Source organism: Furfurilactobacillus rossiae DSM 15814 (assembly GCF_000428925.1).
In the GTDB taxonomy this organism is placed as follows: Bacteria; Bacillota; Bacilli; order Lactobacillales; family Lactobacillaceae; genus Furfurilactobacillus; species Furfurilactobacillus rossiae.
In genome coordinates this window covers 20,146-40,372 of the sequence record NZ_AUAW01000001.1, presented here as the reverse complement: position 1 = coordinate 40,372, position 20,227 = coordinate 20,146, and the positions used below count along the sequence as shown (strand labels likewise).

Genomic DNA, 20,227 nt, shown 5'->3' with positions numbered 1-20,227 from the left:
GTTTGATTATCGTTAATTTCATTGTACGGAATTTTTACCGTCATTGGTAGTTAAGTGCATAATGTCTGGCACCGTTTCATTTTGTTGCAATGTGCCGCCATCTTCATTGTGTTGCTCAAACAACTTATTCTCATCGTCGCCATGAAGAATATAACCCTTATTCCGATCAGCGTTAACAATCTCATTATCGCCGTCATCGTTGGTTACATTAACGGCACCGGTAAACCCACCATTTGTCATATTGAACGTACCGTCAGTCAGTTGAATGGAACCTTGGTTCAATTGAACATCTCGTAGACTAACCGCACCGTCATCAGTTTTAATGGATGGTGTGTTTAGTGTCATCCCCGTCACATAAAGATTCCCGTCATGACTATTAACTTTCAGTGGCTGTGTGACCGTCATGTGTTCAAGCATCACGTCATCATGAGCGCTGATGCTGACTGTGTCAGATGAAACATCAGTAATCCGGATGGCGCCTTGACGTTCTTTAATACTAATGTTGTTGAGTTTAGTGCCCCGCGGAACCGTCACAACAACGGTCCGATCGGGATGTTTAGCATCATTGAATGTTCCAAGACCAAATGTACCTTCAGGATTGTGGCCAAAACTCCAGCCGGTCATCGAATTGTCTGCACGTTTTTGTTCGATAACCAGTTTGTGCCCCACCGATCTAACTGTTGGCATGGCTTCTTTAGTACTGCTAACTTGGACACGAGCGGTGTCGCCTTCCTTGATACGAATCTGATCGCTTTTCAAGTCGACGCTTATCGCGTCAAAATCCTTCACTTTCTTGCTGACTGTTTGCGTCGTTCTTAGTTCTGGTCGTCCATGATGATTAAACGTAACGTCTTTAAAACTGTGGGTAAAAGCACCGGCAGCAACCATGATCAAACCAACGATGAGCACTGCGATGCCAATTTTTAAAGTTCTCTTCATGATTAATGATCCCCCTTCGGCTGTTGACGCCGGTTTGAAAATTTACGGTACAAGAAGCGAATAAAGTTTGCAGAAATCTGGATCAGGAAACGAATGATGTAATAGCATAATGGGATCAAAATCAGGATGACACCAACACCAGTCAGACCAACGCCCAAGTAAGCAATGCCGACAAAGAAGTTTGTAAAGACCATGTAGGCGCCGGTGTACAGTGAGACGCCAGCGACCGCAATAGCACCACCAACCAAGGCCACTGCTACAACAATCCCGGACCCAATGAGTGCAATCATGACGACGACTACGGCGAACAGCACAGCAACGATTGCAATAGCCGCCGGAATGGTCACTGGCGTTGACAGAATCGCCAAAATAATCATCCATACCATGTTGGCATTGGAACGTGGTGTTCGTCGCTCGCCCTTTTGTTCAGCTGTCTCATTTTCCTTAATGGAGTAGTCGGCGAGTACTTTGCGAGCCAGTTGTTTTGGTGTCCCCAATTTACTAACGATGGCATCCCCCGATGTCAGGTTAGCGTCTTCCACATATTCCGTATAAAAATCCATCACGTCTGCTCGTTCGCTGTCACTTAACCCGTGCAAACGTCGTTGTAGTTCTTTTAAGTAGGCGTCAGTTGTCATCAGTTGTCCCCTCCGTTTTGTTTTGCATGTGCGCTGGTGGATTAAAAATGCCATCTAAGCTGTCTTTATACGCATCCCACTCATGCAGAATCTCTTTTAACCGTTTCTTGCCGGTTGTCGTGATTTTATAGTACCGTCGATTGCGGCCTTGAAATGGTTGATCATACGTCGTCAACCACGCTTCCTTTTTTAACCGACGGAGCACTGGATACATGGTCGATTCAGAAACTGTGATGGATGATTGGATGTGTTGTGTTAATGCGTAACCGTATAGATCTTCTCGATCCAGCAACGCAAGCACCATCCCATCTAGCAACTCTGTGCTAACTTGAATGCTCATGAGCCTGGCCTCCTAACTGAAGCGTTGTGTGCTTTAAACATATTTGGTCTCCTACTTTGTTTGTGACTATATTATATGTCGTATAATATAAAAGTCAACACAATATCGTTTAAAAAATCGTTTCTCACTATTTCTGCATAAAAAACTCGTTTTGAATTCACCATCGTCAACGTTTAGGCTTGTTCTTTTGGAAAATAAAAAGGGTTGCATCAATTATCGATGTAATCCTTAATTAGTCCTCACGTTTGATAAACGTATTTAATTCTCTGATTTCTTGTTGCATTAACTGGTTTTCTTCGTGCAACTGCTTAATTTCCCGTAACAGTTCATCGTTCGAGACTGCTGTTTTACGCTGACTCCTTTTAGTAAAATAGGTCGTCAACGTGCTAGTCAACATGCCAACAAAACCGACTCCAATCAGCATTAATGTGATTGCCACGACTTTGCCAATGACAGTATGCGGGGAAATATCACCGTATCCTACCGTTGTGGCGGTCGTAATCGCCCACCATAACGCATTGCCAAAGGAAATCTTTTCAACAGTGGCGTACACCGAAGCAGCAACAAGCAAAATTGCAATACTGGCATAAAGCAAATAAATGAATCCATTTGTTTGCAAGAAATTCCTAAGCTTATCCTGCAGTTTGCCAATAATACCAGCCATTCGAAATATCCGTAATAAACGAATTATCCTAAAAATACGGGCAAAACGAAACAGATTAAACACAGCATTAACGGGAATAATCGCAAGTAGATCCATTACATGCGCTTTGAAATACTGCTGCTTTGATGTTGCACTGAAAAGACCAACGATATAATCAACAACAAAAATACACCAAATGGCAGTATCAATAATTGAATATGGTGCCAAAGATAAGTTAATTTCACCAGTAAGATCGAAGAGCGTTAGCACCACAGAGATAATCGCCAAAACAATGATGAATAGCTGATAAAATTGACTAAAAATTCTGCTTTTAGATTTCATAACACACTGCTTTCTGCATAAAAAGACCGTTTCTGTATGCCAATAAATTAGCACATAGAAACGGTCTTCTTATAACTGAATGTTTTCTTATGCCCCTGGCTGGATTCGAACCAGTACTCACCAAGGTGAACAGCGACCTGAACGCTGCGCGTCTGCCAATTCCGCCACAGGGGCATGTTAAAGTTATTCCCTTCAACAAGATACTAGTTTACACGACCTCAAGAATGACGGCAAGTCCTATTTTCAGTTTAAAAGATTGTTTTGCATTCAAAATGGTTGTTAAAAGCGCTCATCCGTATACGCTTCAAACAGTGCCTGCATATTCACGCAGACGCCTGCACCAATGCGAATATAATTAATCTCATCCAGCTTCATGTCCAACTGCCAGGCGTCACTTAAATCCCACGGGTTCAAATAATTAAGGGCCAATGTGTCACCAACAAAGTCACCTAAGAAACCAGTGAAATCCGCATCCTCTGCCGTCTCGTCATCAATTTGACGTAACGTTCCAAGATTAATGATCCACTTGTGGGTAAGCGCTGTTTGCAACGCCGAGGCTAGTAAATGATCGGGATTAAGCGTCAATGTATCTGTCCACTGCGCAATCTGCCACGGGTCTTCACGATGTTGAGCGATGGCCGTTTGTTGCCAAACTTCCGTGCTCCGTAAATAATCGGAACGTAACAGGATCTTAGAAATAAATGCCTTCTGGATGATTTGTATGCCGTTTACAGCACCGTTAGGATCAATCACCCGCAAACACACCGAAGTCGCATCTTGAGCCATCACGTAACCCACAGAGAAGGTTTCCTCATCCATAAAATTATAAATCGCAATTAATAAACTGCGATCTTGGGCCGTAGCCAGTTGTGTCTCAATATCTGTCATTCACGTTATCCCTTCAGTACATACTCATTAACCAATTCAGCAATCGCGCCGTCATCGTTAGTGGCCTTAGTCTGTACATCAGCCTGTTTGGCAACTTCTGGAACAGCATTGGCCACCGCGACGCCAACACCAGCCGCCTTGATCATCGGCAAATCATTAAAGTTGTCGCCAACAGCCATCGTATCTTCATGATCTACACCCAGTAAATCAGCTAGTTGCAACAAGGCGCGGCCCTTGTTCACTCCCTTCTTATTAAACTCAATGTAGCGACCAGACGAAAAGGTCACATCCACGCCATCACCATAAGTGGCCATAACGTGGTCTGCCAGTTCGTGCTGACGCTTAACATCCGGTGTTTCGAAAATCACCTTCATAATTGGGCGATTCTTCAAAAAATCAATGTCCGGCTCTTCTAATTTGGTAAACGGAACCTGGCGAGACGCCATATAAGCGGCATCTGTTGGTGTTTGGTGATAAATATAGAGCTGATCCAATAAGTAAACATGACAACTGACGTGATCAAACGTCCGCCCGGCATCAAATACGCCTTTTGCTAAGTTAAAGGGAATGCCATTAGTCGCAATCACACGGTCATGTGCATTTTCCAAAATAGCGGCTCCATTATAAGAAATTTTATATTGGTGCGGCTGTTGTGCTAGTCCAAGATCAACTAAATTATCCTCGAAGGATTCATAACCGCGACCTGAATTTGGTACAAAATAGACGCCCGCCTTAGTGGCAGCTTTGATGGCGTTAATGTTTTTCTGATTTAATGAACCATCCGTATCCAATAATGTTTCATCCAAATCACTCGCAATAATTTTAATCACAGTATGTCTCCCATCAGATAGGTCATCACTTTAATACGCCAAGTCTGCCCCATCGCTCTTCTTAAACGTACACCCACCCGCTACTGTCATAAGCTAAAATGACGGTTGGCGGCGAGTATTACTACTGTCACTACCATACCGAAAAAAAGGCGGTTTGACAATCATGTAAACGATTTCTAAACGGTGTAAGATGAAGTTGGTGTGATTCACTATATTTGTATAGAAGGAAGTCTATGACATGGCAAACGTTTATTTATCAGCTCAATTTCCTGACAAGGCCCAGCAAATGTTGACTGAGGCCGGTTTAACCGTTGACAGTTATGACGGCAAAGGACTCGTTGATCGGGAAACACTAGCAAAGAACCTCGAAACGGCAGATTACTTAATTACCTCGCTGTCTACAATGGTCGATGCTGATTTAATCCAGGCGGCTCCCAAACTAAAATTAATTGCTAACTACGGTGCCGGTTTCAACAACATCGATGTTCAGGCGGCAAAACAGCGTCGAATTCCTGTCACCAATACCCCAGTTGTCTCCACCATTTCAACGGCAGAATTGACGGTTGCCCTGATTCTAAGCACCCTACGTCGCGTCGCTGAGGGTGATCGTTTGATGCGAACAACGGGTTTCTCTGGCTGGGCACCACGCTTTTTCCTTGGCCATGAACTCAATCAGAAGACCGTTGGTATTATCGGGATGGGTGGCATTGGTCAAGCTGTCGCAACACGCTTAAATGCATTTGGCATGCACATTATTTACACACAGCGCCACCCGTTGGCGAATGACCAGGAACTGGCCTTAAACGCAACCTACGTGACTATGCCAGAATTATTGAGCCAATCGGATGTCGTCACCATCCATGCACCATTGACCGACAATACACATCACCTTATTGATGCGACTGCCATTTCGCAAATGAAGCCTAGCGCCGTTCTCATTAACGCTGCTCGGGGTCCCATCATCGACGAGACCGCCCTGCTTAAAGCATTACAACAACACCAAATTGCCGGAGCTGCCCTGGACGTCTACGAAAATGAACCTAAGGTTGCTGAGGGTTATAAAGAACTGGACAATGTCACTTTGACGCCACATATTGGTAACGCAACGGTTGAAGCCCGGGATGCTATGGCAACCATCGTGGCAAAAAACGTCATTGCAGTCGAACACGGTGAGCAGCCTAAGCACATCGTCAACGCTTGAGTTTACACAATTAATTTTCTAAAATTTATTTTATCGTATGTGGCAACGCCCCTTTTATGCACGCAAAATGTTCGCTAAAATATGAATTAGCGTTTGTTATTGCAATTTACATATACGGAGGAAGAGACACATGTGGAAAGAGTTTAAGGCATTTATCACGCGTGGAAACGTGATTGATTTAGCTGTTGGGGTCATTATCGGATCTGCTTTTACAGCGATTGTTAAATCACTGGTTAGCACCTTAATCAATCCGTTGATCGGAATTTTCATTGGCGGCATCGATTTTTCAAAAATGGCCTACACGGTTGGCTCCGCCAAGTTCAAGTATGGCAGTTTCATTAATTCGGTTATTTCCTTCTTAATCACCGCGTTTGTCGTGTTCTTATTGGTTAAAGCAATTAATAAGATCATGCCAAGGAAGGAAGTTACACCGAAAGAAACCAAAACTGAACACCTACTGATGGAAATTCGTGATGAGCTTAAAGCATCCAACAATCATGACGAAGGACCGCAAGCCTAATTTTTTTTATGGCGTCGAGTTCACAGCTCGGCGCTTTTTGATGGTTACAATTGACTAAGTTGTTTGCAATAGATGCAGTATGACAAGCCAAAATGTTGTACCATATGTTGTAGCGCTAAAAAACTTGAGCGAGGAGATATCCATGGTGATAATTACCGCAGGAATGATTGGGGTTGGTAAAACAACTCTTACAGGCTTAATTGCAGACCACTTACATACCAAGGCGTTCTTTGAACCCGTTGGTAACAACCCAGTGTTGCCGCTTTACTACAAGGATCCTAAACAATACGGGTTCCTATTACAAATTTTCTTTTTGAACAAACGTTTTTCAATGATCAAGAAAGCATTGGCAGATGATAACAATGTGCTAGATCGCTCGATTTATGAAGATGCCTTGTTCACCAAAGAAAATAACAAGGAAGGTAACATTTCAGATACTGAACTCGAAGTGTACCTCAACCTTTTAGACAACATGATGAATGAACTTCAGGAATTGCCTAAAAAAGCGCCTGATTTGATGGTCTACTCAGAAACCGATTTTGAGACCATCCTGTACCGAATTAAAAAACGTGGCCGTGATTACGAACAATTCGACAATGACCCTGCCCTGCGTGACTACTACTATAAAATGTGGTCAGCTTACAAGGAATGGTATCGCGATTACGACGCCTCTCCAAAAATGAAAGTTGACTTACAAAAATACAATCTTGAAGATCCTAAAAATGTCACTGAAGTTCTTGGCGAAATCGATGAACATTTGAAGAGTATCCGCAACTAAACCAAAATACCGACCAAGAAAGATTTCAACTTTCTGGTCGGTATTTTTATTACTTATGTTGTGCGAAACGCTAACTAGTCATCCGTTTGGGCGGCCAATTCAGCAATTGATTGCGCGTAAATCGCTGAAGCACGATAGATATCATCAACTGGAATAAATTCGTTTGGCTGATGCATCGTGTCTTGAACGCCAGGGAACATTGCCCCAAATGCAACCCCACGTTTCATCAAACGACCATAAGTACCGCCGCCCACAACTTCTTCTTTAGCTGGCAAACCGGTTTGATCATGGTAAACATTGAGCAACGTCTTTACAATGGGATCTTCTGGAGAAACGTAATGTGGTTCCATCGCGCGTCCGGCAACCGCTGTTCCATGATGCATTTCGGCACCTTTGACAACAGCAGCTGTGATTTCTTCTGCAGACGTGTTCTTTGGATAACGGAAGTTCAAGGTTACTTCACCATGATTATCCTTAAAGTTCATAATCCCAATATTCATCGATAACGCACCCATCACGTCATCAGTAATCTTAACGCCTAAATGAGCGCCAACAGTGTCGTCGTGAACATCATCTGCAATAAATTGAACGAAGTTAGCTGCCGCACCATCAAATGTTTGCGTCGCTAAGAAGGCGCCTAGATAAGTTCCAGCATTGATTCCGTTTTCAGGCCATGCGCCATGTGAGGCTTTCCCATCAACATGTAAATGAATGCCATTGCCATCAGTGGTGACTTCACCGGTAACTGGTGCTTTATCCAAAAAGGCAGTGAAAGCAGCAACAAATGCTTCATTGTCACTGCTAGTCACAACAGCATCAGCTTCAGCAGGCACCATGTTATCACGTTCACCAGAGGCAAACGAAACCAACGTGTTAACTGTATCCGCATTTTGCTCGCCCTCAAAACTAGCTTTCAGCGTGATGTTGCCTTTTTCACCGTTGATAATTGGGAATTCTGCATCAGGAGAAAAACCAAGTGTTGGCGCTGGTTCAACTTCAAAGTAACGGGTCATCCCCGTCCAATCTGATTCTTCGTCTGTGCCGACAATGAAACGGATTTTACGTTTGAGTGGCAAACCTAATTCAGAAACAATCTTCAGACCATAGTAAGCGGCCATCCCAGGTCCCTTATCGTCAGACGCACCACGGGCGAACAACTTACCATCTTTTATGGTTGGTGTAAATGGATCGGTATCCCAACCTGTTCCAGCGGGCATTTCGTCCACGTGTGCCAAAACGGCCAATGTTTCTTTTGCATCAGGATCACCAAGTTCAACGTAACCAACAACGTTATCAATATTCTTAACGCGGAAGCCGTCACGTTTAGCAATGCCCAAGAATGTTTCCAAGCCGGCCTTAGGACCAGGGCCTAAAGGTGCATCATCGGTGGCTTTGCTGTCATCACGAACACTGGGCACCTCCAACATCGTTTGCAGATCCGTCATTAGATCCGCTTTTCGTTTATCAACTTCTGCTTTCCAATCAGTCATGCATCGTCTCTCCGTTTCTTCATTAAGGTTGAAGCACTAGTTATAGTCTAGCATATCCACCCTCTTACGGCTTCTGTTTTAGCCCGCTGTTTTGTCAGGACATGCTATACTTTATGAAAGCGGACCAAGGAGGTTGCTTATGTCCATTCAACCAATAACAGAAACAATTTTACGTCAAACAATTCAGCCACGTCCTGAAAATAGCCATAAGGGCACATACGGCAGGTTAACTTTAGTCGGCGGTAATGCTCAATTTGGCGGCGCCATCATCATGGCAACAACTGCTGGCATCTATTCCGGCGCTGGCTTGACCACAACACTGACCGATCCCGTTAATATCACAGCGTTACACGCCCGGATGCCGGAAGCAATGGTGACCGATTTTCACGATGAGACAACCCTAACCGAATTGATTAGTAGCGCCAACAGTATCGTTATCGGCCCTGGACTCGGTTCAGATGAAGCGGGGTTAACTGCCCTTAGACGCGTGTTTGCGACCGTTCAACCACAACAATCACTCACAATTGACGGTTCTGCCATCGATTTAGTGGCCAAACACGATCTGCCATTGCCAAATGCTAAACTTGTGTTCACACCTCACGAAATGGAATGGCAACGGTTATCCGGTATCACAATCAAGGATCAAACCCCAGACAATAATCAACAAGCTGTCGCAAAACTTGGTGGCATTGTTGTCCTTAAAAAACATCATACTCAAGTCTACGCTGGCCAACAAATTTTTGAGAATCCTGGTGGCACGCCTGCAATGGCCACTGGTGGGATGGGTGACACTCTGGCTGGCATGGTCGGTGGCTTTACCGCTCAATTTGCTGACCAACTCAACGCCGTCTTGTCAGCCGTTTATATTCACAGCCAGATTGCTGACGACTTGGCGCACAATGCCTACGTTGTTCTACCGACACAAATCAGCGAAGAAATTCCTTGGTATATGAAACAATACTCGTTACCCCAATCTACTAAAATATAAAAAATGAGCATCACTCAACCGCCAATTCTTGACAGGCCAAAGTGATGCTCATTTTTATTGATTTAATCCTGAGTGAGGTCAGCCGCTGCCTTAAGCGCGTTAACTTCATCCTCTGATAGTGCCCGATAATGACCTGGCAACAAGCCAGTGGACAGTTTAAGCGGCCCAAATGATAAGCGTTCCAGCCGCACGACCCGTTGTCCAAAGCTACCAATCATCCGTTTGACCTGATGGTACTTACCTTCTGTCAAGGTAAGCTGAATCGTTGTTTGATCCAATACTGAGTCATATGCGCCCAATTTCATATCAGCCGGTTTCAGCACTGTACCGTCTTTTAACATAACGCCTGCTGCAACTTGGGCAACATCATCTTCAGTCAGCGTTCCAGTCACAATGGCCTGATAAACTTTCGTCACGTGATGTTTAGGATTGGTCAACCGATGCCCTAACTCACCATTATTCGTAATCAGCAATGCCCCAGTTGTATCTTTATCCAAACGTCCGACCGGGAACAAATCATCACGATAGTCAGCTTTATTAAAGAGATCCATGACTGTTTGTGCTGCCTTATCTGTAGTTGCCGTCACCACTGCGACAGGTTTATTCAACAAAAAGTAAAAATAACGTTGGTAGACAACACGTTGACCACCGACTAAAACAGTATCATGATTCGGATCAATCGATTGACGTGCTTGTTTAGCAACATTGCCATTAACCTCAACGTGTCCATCACGGATAAGCATGTGCGCTTCACTACGCGTTGCCACCCGCATTTCTTTCAAGTATTTATCTAAGCGAATGCCTTTGGACACAATGTTACCTCCGAAACTATCAATTATTTAATGTGAAAGCGCGTGCGAATCCGTTCCACCCGGTTACCAAGCATCTTGTCTGCCAGTCTGAACCGCAAACTAAGGTAAGCATATGCACCACCGCCGAGAACCACAGAAATCAACAATTCAATGAACGCCGTTACTTTGAACTGCGTGTTCATAACGTGATCGATACCCCAAACAGATAATCGGGCCACAATATACGTAACTAACGAGAACACAATAATTTGATTGAGTCGATGTAAAAGACCATCCCAGTCGATATCAAAATGCCGGTTCAAATTACGTAAGATTAGTACACTGGAAACAGTGAAACCAATCAACGTTGCAGCCAACGGTCCTAATGGTTGTGCCAATGCCACCATTGGAAATTGAAGTACCATTTTGACAATCAAACCAACCACCATATACCAGATAACTGCCTTATTTTGATCAACGCCTTGCATAATTGTCGACAACACTGTAAATAAACCAAACAAAACAGATAAATACGATGAAAATTCAAGAATTAATGAGCCGGCCAGTGAGTAATGGTAAAAGAATGTGTAGAGTGGCACAGAAATAGCAGCCATCCCCAAGGCAGATGGAATCATGATGAAGCTGAATAGTTCTAACGTAAAGTTGATCTGCCGACTAGTCGAAGCACTATCCTTTAGCGTATGCGCTTCAGTTAACATCGGGATTGCAGTGGCCGCTAACGCGGAGGCTAACGATACTGTAATCATAATGATTTTGTTGGCATTGAAATCAAAGTAAGCATACAGCGTGTTTTGAACGGCATAGCTTAAGTTTGAAGTCACGTGCATGATTCTAAAGAACGTGACCTGATCGAATAACTGATAAATAGCAATGGCACTTGGCACAATGGTAAACGGAATTGCCTGCCAGATAATCTGTTTTAGCAGTTGACCAGTTGTAATGACCAAGCCGCCCTTGGCGTTTTCAATCTTATTACGGAAATACTGACGATGACGCCACATTTCATAAATTAATACGGCAATACCAGCAACAGCCCCCAGCCCTGCCGCAAATGTCGACTGGACAACAGCACGTGGCCAATTGTGTGCTGGTGCCGACCCAACCTGCATAATCAGATAGGCCGTTAATAACATATAAATGACTCGTACGACTTGTTCCACAAACTGAGAAATCGCGCTCGGTGCCATCATGTGATATCCCTGGAACATCCCCCGCATCATCGATAATGTTGGGAAAACAAACACCGCAAGGGTCAATGACCGTAATACTGGGATGACGTTTGGATCACCAGTAGTTAGTGATTGCGTTGGTGCCATAAACCACAGCAACGCAGCAGCCACTAATCCCGTAACCAGTGATAGTAATAAGCCTCGTTTGAACAAACGGTAGCCGACCCCATACTCATTCAAAGCATTATAGTGGGCAATCAACTTAGAAATGGCTGCTGGAATCCCAGCAGTAGAAATCATTAAGACAATGGAGTATACGTTATATCCCTTTGAAAACAGCGCGTTGGCCTGATTGTAAAATGTGCCAAACCAAGCAACCCACGGAATAATGTACAGCGCGCCTAATACTCGCGATGTGATGCTGGCTGCCGTCATCCATCCTGTACCACGCAGAATCTGCTCTTGGTCAGATACGGCTCCCGATTCAAATCCCGGGCGTTCAACAATCTCACCGAGATCTTCGCTGTCGCTACTATCGTCTTTCGTTTGAGCAGATGTTGTTTCTTCATGGACAACAGGAATGGTCCGTTCTAAAGGAACCGCTTGGGAACCCTCAGCATTACGCGTATCCTCATCAGTATTAGCCATCGCCGACTCTGCTGATGAATCAGGATAAGCCGTCCAACGACTCGAAACTAAGTGAAGTGGCTTTTCTTCTTTCTCAACCTCACGTTCGAGTTCAGTCTCTGATTGAGCCTGTGATTGCAGTTCGGCTTTCACATCAGATGTTGCACTTGTGTTTTCTTCAACAATTTCAGATTGAGCACTGTCAGCAACATGTTTGTCCTGTGCGCTCGACTTCAACTGTGTAAGATTCGATACTGCAGCAGTCGAATCAGCAACCATATCACTATCGGAAATGTGACTCGTGGATGCAGTAACTGATTCATTCTGAGGGCTAACTGTTGCTGTTGAATCGGCCATTGAAGAAGCTTCCGATTGGCCCCCCTGCAAATGCAGTTTGCTTAGTAATGCTTCACGACGTTGGCGCCGCCGATACTGCTTTCTGGTCGGAATTGCCTGACTATTTTCGTTTTGTGGATCTTCCTTTGACATAAAAACTCTCAATTCTTTTTTCGATTTGGATAGTTTCCAACATGCGTAAATTGTTTTCTTAAACTATTAGTGTACCGCGTTGTAGCAGTTTCAAACACCTTAAATGCCATTATTAAACCAAGCTTTAATGAACCTTAGTTAATGGTCGAAAATTGAAAACCTAACATGCCGACATACTATTGACTAGTGCCACTCAGTAACTGAATTGCCTGATACTTGTTACTTCGAGGCCAACACTAAAGCCACGTAAAACGCAGTAATACCATTGATTATACCGAGATTGTCGCATCTAATTCAACAAAAAATGTCACTAATTGTTGGCTTAACACCAAAAAACAATTAGTGACACATTATTTACATTAAAACGACGCTAATTAGCAACCACGTTAACCAACTTGCCTGGCACAACGATCGTTTTACGAACCGTTTTGCCATCAATGGCCTTTTGCATGTGCTCGTCAGCCATCGCGATCTTTTCCAAATCATCCTTGCTGATATCTTTATCAACTGTGGCATGACTCTTAACTTTACCATTAACCTGCAGAACCACTTCAATCGTGGCCTCTACTAGTTTGCTAGCATCATAAGTTGGCCAAGGCTGGTAACTGATGGTGTCAGATTCATGGAAGTAGCTCCACAATTCTTCAGCAACGTGAGGAACCAATGGCGACAACATCTTGATGAAGCCTTCCATGTACTCAACTGGTAGATCATCAACCTTGTGGGCTTCATTAACAAAGACCATCATTTGAGAAATGGCTGTGTTAAAGTGCATCCGGCTGTAGTCTTCCGTGACCTTCTTGACCGTTTCGTTGTACACCTTGTCCAGTTTGCCATCATTGATCGTTGTTACACGATCACGCAGATGATTGTTTTCATCAATCAGCAAACGCCAAACGCGTTGAATCCACTTGTATGAACCATTGATGCCGTCTTCACTCCATGGCTTGGATTCTTCCAAAGGTCCCATGAACATTTCGTACAAACGAAGCGTATCAGCACCGTATTTTTCAACGATTTCATCAGGATTAATAACGTTCCCTTTAGATTTCGACATTTTTTCGTGATTGTCACCAAGAATCATCCCCTGGTTAACCAACTTATGGAATGGTTCCTTTGTTGGCACAACACCGAGATCATAAAGAACCTTGTGCCAGAAACGGGCATACAGCAAGTGAAGCACGGCATGTTCCGCACCGCCGATGTACAAATCAACAGGCAACCAGTACTTCAATTTTTCAGGGTCTGCCAAAGCCTTGTCATTATGTGGATCGATATAACGCAAGAAATACCATGATGAACCGGCCCACTGTGGCATCGTGTTCGTGTCACGTTTACCATGCCGGCCATTTTCATCCGTAACGTTGACCCAATCGTCAATGTTAGCAAGTGGACTTTCACCAGTTCCAGATGGTTCCAGCTGGTCCGTGTCAGGCAGTGTTAGTGGTAACTGATCTTCTGGAACTAAGGTTGTTTCACCATCATCCCAGTGAATCACTGGAATTGGTTCACCCCAGTAACGTTGGCGACTGAAAATCCAATCCCGCAAACGGTAGTTGACCTTTTTGGCACCGGCATCATGCTCAGTTAGCCAGTCAATCGCTGCTGAGATGGCCGTTTTCTTATCCATCCCGTTCAAAAAACCAGAGTTGATGTGTGTACCATCGCCAGTAAAGGCTTCCTTATCCAAGTCGCCACCTTCAATAACAGGTTTGATCGGCAAACTGAATTTGGTAGCAAACTCATAGTCACGTGGGTCATGCGCTGGCACAGCCATTACGGCACCAGTACCATATGAAGCCAACACGTAGTCAGCAATCCAAATTGGTACCTGTTCACCGTTAACTGGGTTAATCCCGTAAGCGCCGGTGAAGACACCAGTTTTATCTTTGTTCAAATCCGTCCGTTCCAAATCTGACTTGGACTCGATTTGCTTGCGATAAGCATCAACGGCTGCTTTTTGGTCAGGCGTTGTAATCTGATCAACAAGGTCGTATTCCGGTGCCAGCACAAGGTAAGAAACACCAAACATCGTATCAGGACGGGTAGTAAACACTTCGATCTTCGTGCCTTCGTGACCGTCAACAGCAAACTGAACGCTGGCACCTTCTGAACGACCGATCCAATTTCGCTGTTGCTCTTTGATGCTTTCAGGCCAGTCAAGATCATCTAGGTCATCCAGCAAGCGGTCAGCGTAAGCTGTAATCTTCAACACCCACTGCCGCATTGGGACACGGTAAACGGGGTAACCACCACGTTCTGTTTTACCATCAACGACTTCCTCATTGGCAACAACAGTGCCACCCATAAAGTCAGGGGCCCAGTTAACCATGATTTCGTCTTCGTAGGCTAAACCACGTTTGTACAGCTGTTCAAAAATCCACTGTGTCCACTTGTAGTACGAAGGATCTGTCGTGTTGACTTCGCGATCCCAGTCATAAGAAAAGCCCAGCGATTTAACCTGCTTACGGAAGACGTCGATATTTTGGTCAGTAAAGCCTTTTGGATTATGACCGGTTTTCAGTGCATACTGTTCCGCTGGCAGTCCAAAAGCATCCCAACCCATTGGATGTAACACATTGTATCCCTGCATCCGCTTCATCCGGCTCATGGCATCCGTTGCAGTGTAACCTTCTGGATGACCAACATGCAGTCCCTGACCGGATGGATAAGGGAACATATCTAATGCGTAATATTTTGGCTTATCGGAAAAGTCTGGCGTTTTAAACGTATCGTTCTTTGACCAAAATTTTTGCCACTTTTTTTCAATTTTTGTATGATCGTATGGCATGTTTTGCCCTCCCAGAAAAAATTAATTAACAAATAAAAAACGCCCTGTCGATTATCGTCACTGTTAAATCAATAACGACAACCGATAGGACGATGCGGATCGCGGTACCACCTATCTTCTTACCACAACAATTATGGTAAACACTTAAGGTCGGTAACGCTGACAAACGAAAACAGCTACTGGCGTTATGATAACGCCGTTCACCATCTTAGTGATTATCGGTGAGTTCATTCTGTCGTCAACACTGACTCGCACCACCCGTCAGCTCGCTTAAGATCACGACACAACTACTAATCCGTCACTTTTACTTGTTAAAATATTGTTCATAGCATAGCAAAATACGCGTGACATTACAAGTCAGCATCCGCTTGAGAATGCTATACTGGCTTTAAAACAACTTCGGAGGTCATCACTATCTTTGTTTTGTCACAAACACACTGGCAACGCGTCAGAAATCTCGTTGCCATTATTTGTTTTATTATTTTTCTAATCCTATTAGCCGGTGTCGTAACGGATGCAAGCTGGCTGCATCAACTCGATCAATTCGGCACCCATATTGTCCGCCACCCAGTGACTGAGGAACGAACGTGGTTCTTTCGCAATATAACAAGGCTCGGCAATGTAAAATTTACTATGATCGTGATGGTCGTCTTTTCACTCGGCCTCTGGTGGCGAAAGAAATATCAAGGCGCTGTTTTCTTCTTTGTTAATGTTGGCGTATTTGCCCTTGCTGTAAATACGATTCTTAAAAGCTTGGTTGAACGACCACGACCAATCATTACGCATTTAGTGGCCGCTGGAGGATTTAGTTTTCCTAGTGGTCACTCAATGAATGTCACGTTGATGTATGGCTCACTGATTATTCTGTGTAATCTGTATGTTGACCGGTTGCATTTACGGGCCGCTTTTAACACACTACTAACATTACTCATTATTACTATTTGTCTCAGTCGCGTGTACCTCGGCGTTCATTTTCCTAGTGATGTTTTGGCCGGAAGCGCCCTCGCCTGGTCCGAATTACTCATGTCACGATACCTCTTTTTCAAAACAACTTCGATTCATGCAAAACGATAAATAAGGTCGTTGACGATAACTAATCCATTAGTTACCATCAACGACCTTATTTTAATGCTTAGCAATCAACCTTCGTGAGACTTCTTGATTCGTGACCCCCAACGATCACGTTGCACGATTTTTTCTTCGAAATCACGAATGAAATCAAGTGTCTCTTGGAATTTACCGCGACCAAAAACGTCCAGCCAACCTTTGAAACGGTCCTGGGCAACATCCCATAACTTAGTCTCAACTTCACTACCCTTAGGCGTTAAGTGAAGTGTCTTGTGACGACGGTCAGCCATGTCATCTTCCTCGTAGACATAGTCTTGTTTAAGTAATCCCGCAACTTGACGGGAAATTGCACTCCGAGTAACACGGTGCATGTCGGCCAGATCCATTACGCTTAACAGTGTTTCTGCCTGCGCAATTTCAGTCAAAATCAACCATTGATCAAACGACATTCCAAAATCACTCGCTGGTCCGGAGGCAAATTCGTTTAAATACTTGCCCACAAACAAGTATTCTTCAATGTAGCCTTGCATTAACTCTAAGTCTTGCTTTTTTTCTGTCATGTTTCCACCCAATTCAACAATCCGTTTAACTGTTGAAAGCATAACATATTGTTCCCATAGAGTAATCAAAAAAAAGCAATTTCAGAAAATAAATATCGATACACTTAACTGTTAAACATTTTTATCTTATTTTTCGGTGATCAAAAGCGTTGACTAACAGTGCAACAATGACTAGCAATAATGCCACCAAGAATACGTTATGAACACCACTGGCCAATACACGCCGCAAAGTTGGTAATAATGCAACTGGTAAATTTTTCGCGGTATGCGGATTAATCAACGCGTTAAGCATGCGTAAATTGATGTCGTGATTCCGTGCCACCCCATGTGCCAAGGTTGCGTTCATCACGATGCCGTAAACGGCCAACATAATTGTCTGCGCCAAGCTCCGTGCTAACGTGTTGAAGGATGTCGCCATCCCAATAATCGCTGGATCAACTAAGTGTTGTGTTGTCACCGTGGTACTGGTAATAGTTAGTCCAAAACCAACACCGAGTTCTGCTGAAATTAACAAAAATCCCCAGAATGGCGTTTGCCCTGGCAGTAAAACCAAGATAATTGCGCCAATTAACACGGTTGTAATACTGGCAAACAAAATCTTTTGTGGCCGTAATTTGCCGATAACTCGGCCCGCAATAAACGAACCGACGATCCACATCACTGAACTGGGTGTAACCGCAAACCCGGCCTGAGCAGCCTGTAGTCCTAATAATCCCTGAGTCCACGTTGGAATATAAACGTTAAAACAAATCAGAAAACCAGAAATGAGCGCAGCCACACCGTTTTGAATCACAAAAGTCCGGTTGCTAAACAAGCTGAGATCGATAATCGGATCACTAGCACGACGTTCTTGGCGGATGAATAACCATAACCCAACTGCTGCAATAATAAAACAGCCAGCAACAATCAACAGGTTGCTGTGTCGCTCGCCCACCACTTGAAAACCATACATTAGCCCCAATAAGGCAACCGACAGCCAGACACTACCTGCAACATCTAACGGACTGGAAGCTGCCGCTTGTTTAGGCTCGTGCAAATACAGTGCGATTAGTAGCATCGTAATGAGCCCAATCGGAATATTAATGAAGAAAACCCAATGCCAACTTAACTGATCTACGATAAAACCACCCAGTAACGGCGCGACGACCGAAGCAATGCCCCATGCCGAACCATTCAGTCCCATGATTTGTGCCCGTTTCTCAAATGGATAAATATCGGCAATGATCGTAAAGGAAACCGGCATAATCGTTCCGGCCCCAATGCCTTGCACAGCACGCCATAAAATCAGTGTCAGCATAGAGTTGGAAAGACCGCTCATCATTGAACCAAACGTAAACACAGCCAGCCCGAACAAAAATACCGGTTTACGGCCGATCCGATCAGACAGTTTGCCATAAATCGGCGTAGCCAACGAATTCGTTAGTAGATAAATTGAAAAGATCCAGTTCATTAAGGTCACACCGTGCAGTTCACCTACAATGGTGGGCATCGCTGTAGACACAATTGTCCCCTCGACTGCCGACATAAACGTCGCCACAAACAGTGCAATGGTTACCAACACAACATTGGTTTTATTATTTTTCATTGTGTATTCCTTTTTAGCTATGTTTTTTACAAAAAAAGACTCCAGGTGTCTGTGTGATCGTAATCCAGTCCACCGGGAGTCTTGCTATTGTGTTAATTAAATAACTACTTGCTTTCGTTGACAACAACATCTGCGTCAGCAACAGCTTGCTTCAATGCATCAATCTTATCGGTCTTTTCCCATGGCAAATCCAAATCAGGACGACCAAAGTGACCATAAACGGCCGTTTGTTTGTAAATTGGCCGTTGGAGATCCAGCATCTTGATGATACCAGCAGGGCGCAAGTCAAAGACTTTCCGAATTGCCGCAGTCAACGCTTGTTCAGACACGTTGCCAGTTCCAAACGTATCAACGGAGATAGAAACTGGTTGCGCTACACCAATTGCATATGCCAACTGAACTTCAACACGGTGAGCCATGCCGGCAGCAACAATATTTTTAGCAATATACCGCGCAGCGTATGAAGCAGACCGATCCACTTTAGTCGCGTCCTTACCAGAGAATGCACCACCGCCGTGACGAGCAAAACCACCGTACGTATCCACGATAACTTTCCGACCAGTTAAGCCAGCGTCCCCTTGAGGGCCACCAATAACAAAGCGACCAGTTGGGTTAACCAAATACTTCGTGTCGTCATCCAGATAACGAGCCGGAATAACCGCCTTGATTACCTGTTCAATCACATCATGGCGAATTTGATCCAGCTCAACGTCGGGGTTGTGCTGCGTGGAAAGCACCACTGTGTCAACACGGACTGGTTTACCATCATCATCGTATTCAACGGTCACTTGTGCCTTAGCATCCGGCCGTAAGTAATCAATGACACCGTCCTTACGTAACTGCGCAATCTTACGCATTAACGCATGACTCAAAGCAATTGGCAATGGCATCAATTCAGGTGTTTCATCAATCGCATAGCCAAACATCATGCCTTGGTCACCAGCACCAATCTTGTCCAGTGGATCTTCATCACCTTCGCGACGCTCTAAGGCATCGTCAACACCCTGTGCAATATCAGGTGACTGTTCATCGATTGCGACAAGGACGGCACATGTGTCGCCATCAAAACCAAGCTTAGCATCGGTGTAGCCAATCTCCTTAATCGTGTCCCGCACTGTTTTTTGAATATCAACGTATGCGGAGGTGGAAATTTCACCAAACACGAGGACGAGCCCAGTAGTAACAGACGTTTCACAGGCCACACGCGCTTGTGGGTCCTGAGCTAAAATTGCATCCAAAATTGAATCACTAATTTGATCAGCGATTTTATCCGGATGTCCTTCTGAAACAGATTCAGAAGTAAATAAATGACGTTCTTGCATAAAAGATTTCCCCCATCTAATAAATTCCGGTTACAAGGCCTCTAAACAAAAAGAACCGTTACATCATCAGAATTTGACGTAACTGTTCCCTGTTTATCCTATCGGGAACGAAACTCATAACTTACTTATGGTAACACGTTACTAACCGGTTAAAAAGACGTGATTTCGTTGACCCCGCTCATAAAGTTGATTAGCATAGAAACATAT

Annotated in this window: 18 protein-coding genes, 1 tRNA gene, 1 riboswitch and 1 other annotated feature; of the genes, 5 read left to right on the top strand and 14 right to left on the bottom strand. The window is 44.2% G+C overall.

From position 1 onward, the window contains the following. Positions 1 to 18 precede the first annotated feature (18 nt). From G400_RS0100245 to G400_RS0100215, 7 genes are all read right to left on the bottom strand, one after another. Positions 19 to 939: a DUF4097 family beta strand repeat-containing protein gene (locus G400_RS0100245; RefSeq protein ID WP_017261631.1), complete on the bottom strand. Its 921-nt coding sequence runs from the start codon at positions 937 to 939 to the stop codon at positions 19 to 21. Between the two features lie 2 nt (positions 940 to 941). Next, positions 942 to 1,577 (bottom strand): DUF1700 domain-containing protein, encoded by a 636-nt coding sequence (locus tag G400_RS0100240; RefSeq protein ID WP_017261630.1) that lies wholly within the window; start codon positions 1,575 to 1,577, stop codon positions 942 to 944. Next, a complete protein-coding gene (locus G400_RS0100235) occupies positions 1,567 to 1,917 on the bottom strand; it encodes a PadR family transcriptional regulator (RefSeq protein WP_017261629.1) in 351 nt (116 codons plus the stop codon). The genes G400_RS0100240 and G400_RS0100235 overlap by 11 nt, the downstream gene beginning before the upstream one ends. A 232-nt stretch (positions 1,918 to 2,149) precedes the next feature. Further along, positions 2,150 to 2,902 (bottom strand): potassium channel family protein, encoded by a 753-nt coding sequence (locus G400_RS0100230; RefSeq protein ID WP_017261628.1) that lies wholly within the window; start codon positions 2,900 to 2,902, stop codon positions 2,150 to 2,152. A gap of 90 nt (positions 2,903 to 2,992) precedes the next feature. Then, positions 2,993 to 3,076 (bottom strand) — tRNA-Leu (locus G400_RS0100225). Positions 3,077 to 3,181: 105 nt separating this feature from the next. Then, positions 3,182 to 3,790: a hypothetical protein gene (locus G400_RS0100220; protein ID WP_017261627.1), complete on the bottom strand. Its 609-nt coding sequence runs from the start codon at positions 3,788 to 3,790 to the stop codon at positions 3,182 to 3,184. A gap of 5 nt (positions 3,791 to 3,795) precedes the next feature. After that, the gene (locus G400_RS0100215) at positions 3,796 to 4,620 is read right to left on the bottom strand and encodes a Cof-type HAD-IIB family hydrolase (protein WP_017261626.1); all 825 of its coding nucleotides are present in this window, start codon (positions 4,618 to 4,620) and stop codon (positions 3,796 to 3,798) included. Between the two features lie 238 nt (positions 4,621 to 4,858). Here G400_RS0100215 and G400_RS0100210 point away from each other — a divergent pair, with 238 nt between their 5' ends. The 3 genes from G400_RS0100210 to G400_RS0100200 all read left to right on the top strand — a co-directional run bounded on the left by G400_RS0100210 (position 4,859) and on the right by G400_RS0100200 (position 7,119). Then, entirely contained in the window at positions 4,859 to 5,821 is a 963-nt protein-coding gene (locus G400_RS0100210) for an NAD(P)-dependent oxidoreductase (protein WP_017261625.1), read from the top strand. A gap of 130 nt (positions 5,822 to 5,951) precedes the next feature. Continuing rightward, positions 5,952 to 6,341, top strand: a complete 390-nt coding sequence (mscL, locus tag G400_RS0100205) for a large-conductance mechanosensitive channel protein MscL (protein WP_017261624.1) — start codon at positions 5,952 to 5,954, stop codon at positions 6,339 to 6,341. 142 nt (positions 6,342 to 6,483) lie between these two features. Beyond that, complete coding sequence (locus G400_RS0100200) at positions 6,484 to 7,119, top strand: deoxynucleoside kinase (RefSeq protein ID WP_017261623.1); 636 nt, start codon at positions 6,484 to 6,486, stop codon at positions 7,117 to 7,119. A gap of 74 nt (positions 7,120 to 7,193) precedes the next feature. On the opposite strand, the gene pepV is transcribed toward G400_RS0100200, so the two are convergent. After that, entirely contained in the window at positions 7,194 to 8,609 is a 1,416-nt protein-coding gene (gene pepV / locus G400_RS0100195; protein WP_017261622.1) for a dipeptidase PepV, read from the bottom strand. 145 nt (positions 8,610 to 8,754) lie between these two features. Between pepV and G400_RS0100190 the strand changes: the two genes are divergently transcribed. Next, on the top strand, positions 8,755 to 9,597 hold the full coding sequence (locus G400_RS0100190) for an NAD(P)H-hydrate dehydratase (protein ID WP_026017113.1): 843 nt from the start codon (positions 8,755 to 8,757) through the stop codon (positions 9,595 to 9,597). A 62-nt stretch (positions 9,598 to 9,659) separates the two neighbouring features. Here G400_RS0100190 and G400_RS0100185 read toward each other — a convergent pair whose 3' ends face one another. The 3 genes from G400_RS0100185 to leuS form a co-directional block, all read right to left on the bottom strand. After that, positions 9,660 to 10,397 carry a pseudouridine synthase gene (locus G400_RS0100185; protein WP_026017112.1) on the bottom strand — a complete coding sequence of 246 codons (738 nt, stop codon included), beginning with the start codon at positions 10,395 to 10,397 and terminating at the stop codon, positions 9,660 to 9,662. A 35-nt stretch (positions 10,398 to 10,432) separates the two neighbouring features. Continuing rightward, positions 10,433 to 12,694 carry a putative polysaccharide biosynthesis protein gene (locus G400_RS0100180; protein WP_017261619.1) on the bottom strand — a complete coding sequence of 754 codons (2,262 nt, stop codon included), beginning with the start codon at positions 12,692 to 12,694 and terminating at the stop codon, positions 10,433 to 10,435. A gap of 370 nt (positions 12,695 to 13,064) precedes the next feature. Beyond that, the gene (leuS, locus tag G400_RS0100175) at positions 13,065 to 15,485 is read right to left on the bottom strand and encodes a leucine--tRNA ligase (protein WP_017261618.1); all 2,421 of its coding nucleotides are present in this window, start codon (positions 15,483 to 15,485) and stop codon (positions 13,065 to 13,067) included. Positions 15,486 to 15,567: 82 nt separating this feature from the next. Next, positions 15,568 to 15,793 (bottom strand) — a binding site (T-box leader). Positions 15,794 to 15,908: 115 nt separating this feature from the next. On the opposite strand from leuS, the gene G400_RS0100170 reads away from it, so the two are divergent. Further along, positions 15,909 to 16,559: a phosphatase PAP2 family protein gene (locus G400_RS0100170; protein WP_017261617.1), complete on the top strand. Its 651-nt coding sequence runs from the start codon at positions 15,909 to 15,911 to the stop codon at positions 16,557 to 16,559. A gap of 65 nt (positions 16,560 to 16,624) precedes the next feature. Here G400_RS0100170 and G400_RS14130 read toward each other — a convergent pair whose 3' ends face one another. The 3 genes from G400_RS14130 to metK form a co-directional block, all read right to left on the bottom strand. After that, a complete protein-coding gene (locus G400_RS14130) occupies positions 16,625 to 17,113 on the bottom strand; it encodes a MarR family winged helix-turn-helix transcriptional regulator (RefSeq protein WP_035143407.1) in 489 nt (162 codons plus the stop codon). Between the two features lie 121 nt (positions 17,114 to 17,234). After that, positions 17,235 to 18,698 carry an MDR family MFS transporter gene (locus G400_RS0100160; protein WP_017261615.1) on the bottom strand — a complete coding sequence of 488 codons (1,464 nt, stop codon included), beginning with the start codon at positions 18,696 to 18,698 and terminating at the stop codon, positions 17,235 to 17,237. A 104-nt stretch (positions 18,699 to 18,802) separates the two neighbouring features. Then, entirely contained in the window at positions 18,803 to 20,020 is a 1,218-nt protein-coding gene (metK, locus tag G400_RS0100155; RefSeq protein ID WP_017261614.1) for a methionine adenosyltransferase, read from the bottom strand. Beyond that, positions 20,018 to 20,145: riboswitch (SMK box riboswitch) on the bottom strand. (Overlaps the previous gene by 3 nt.) Positions 20,146 to 20,227 lie beyond the last annotated feature (82 nt).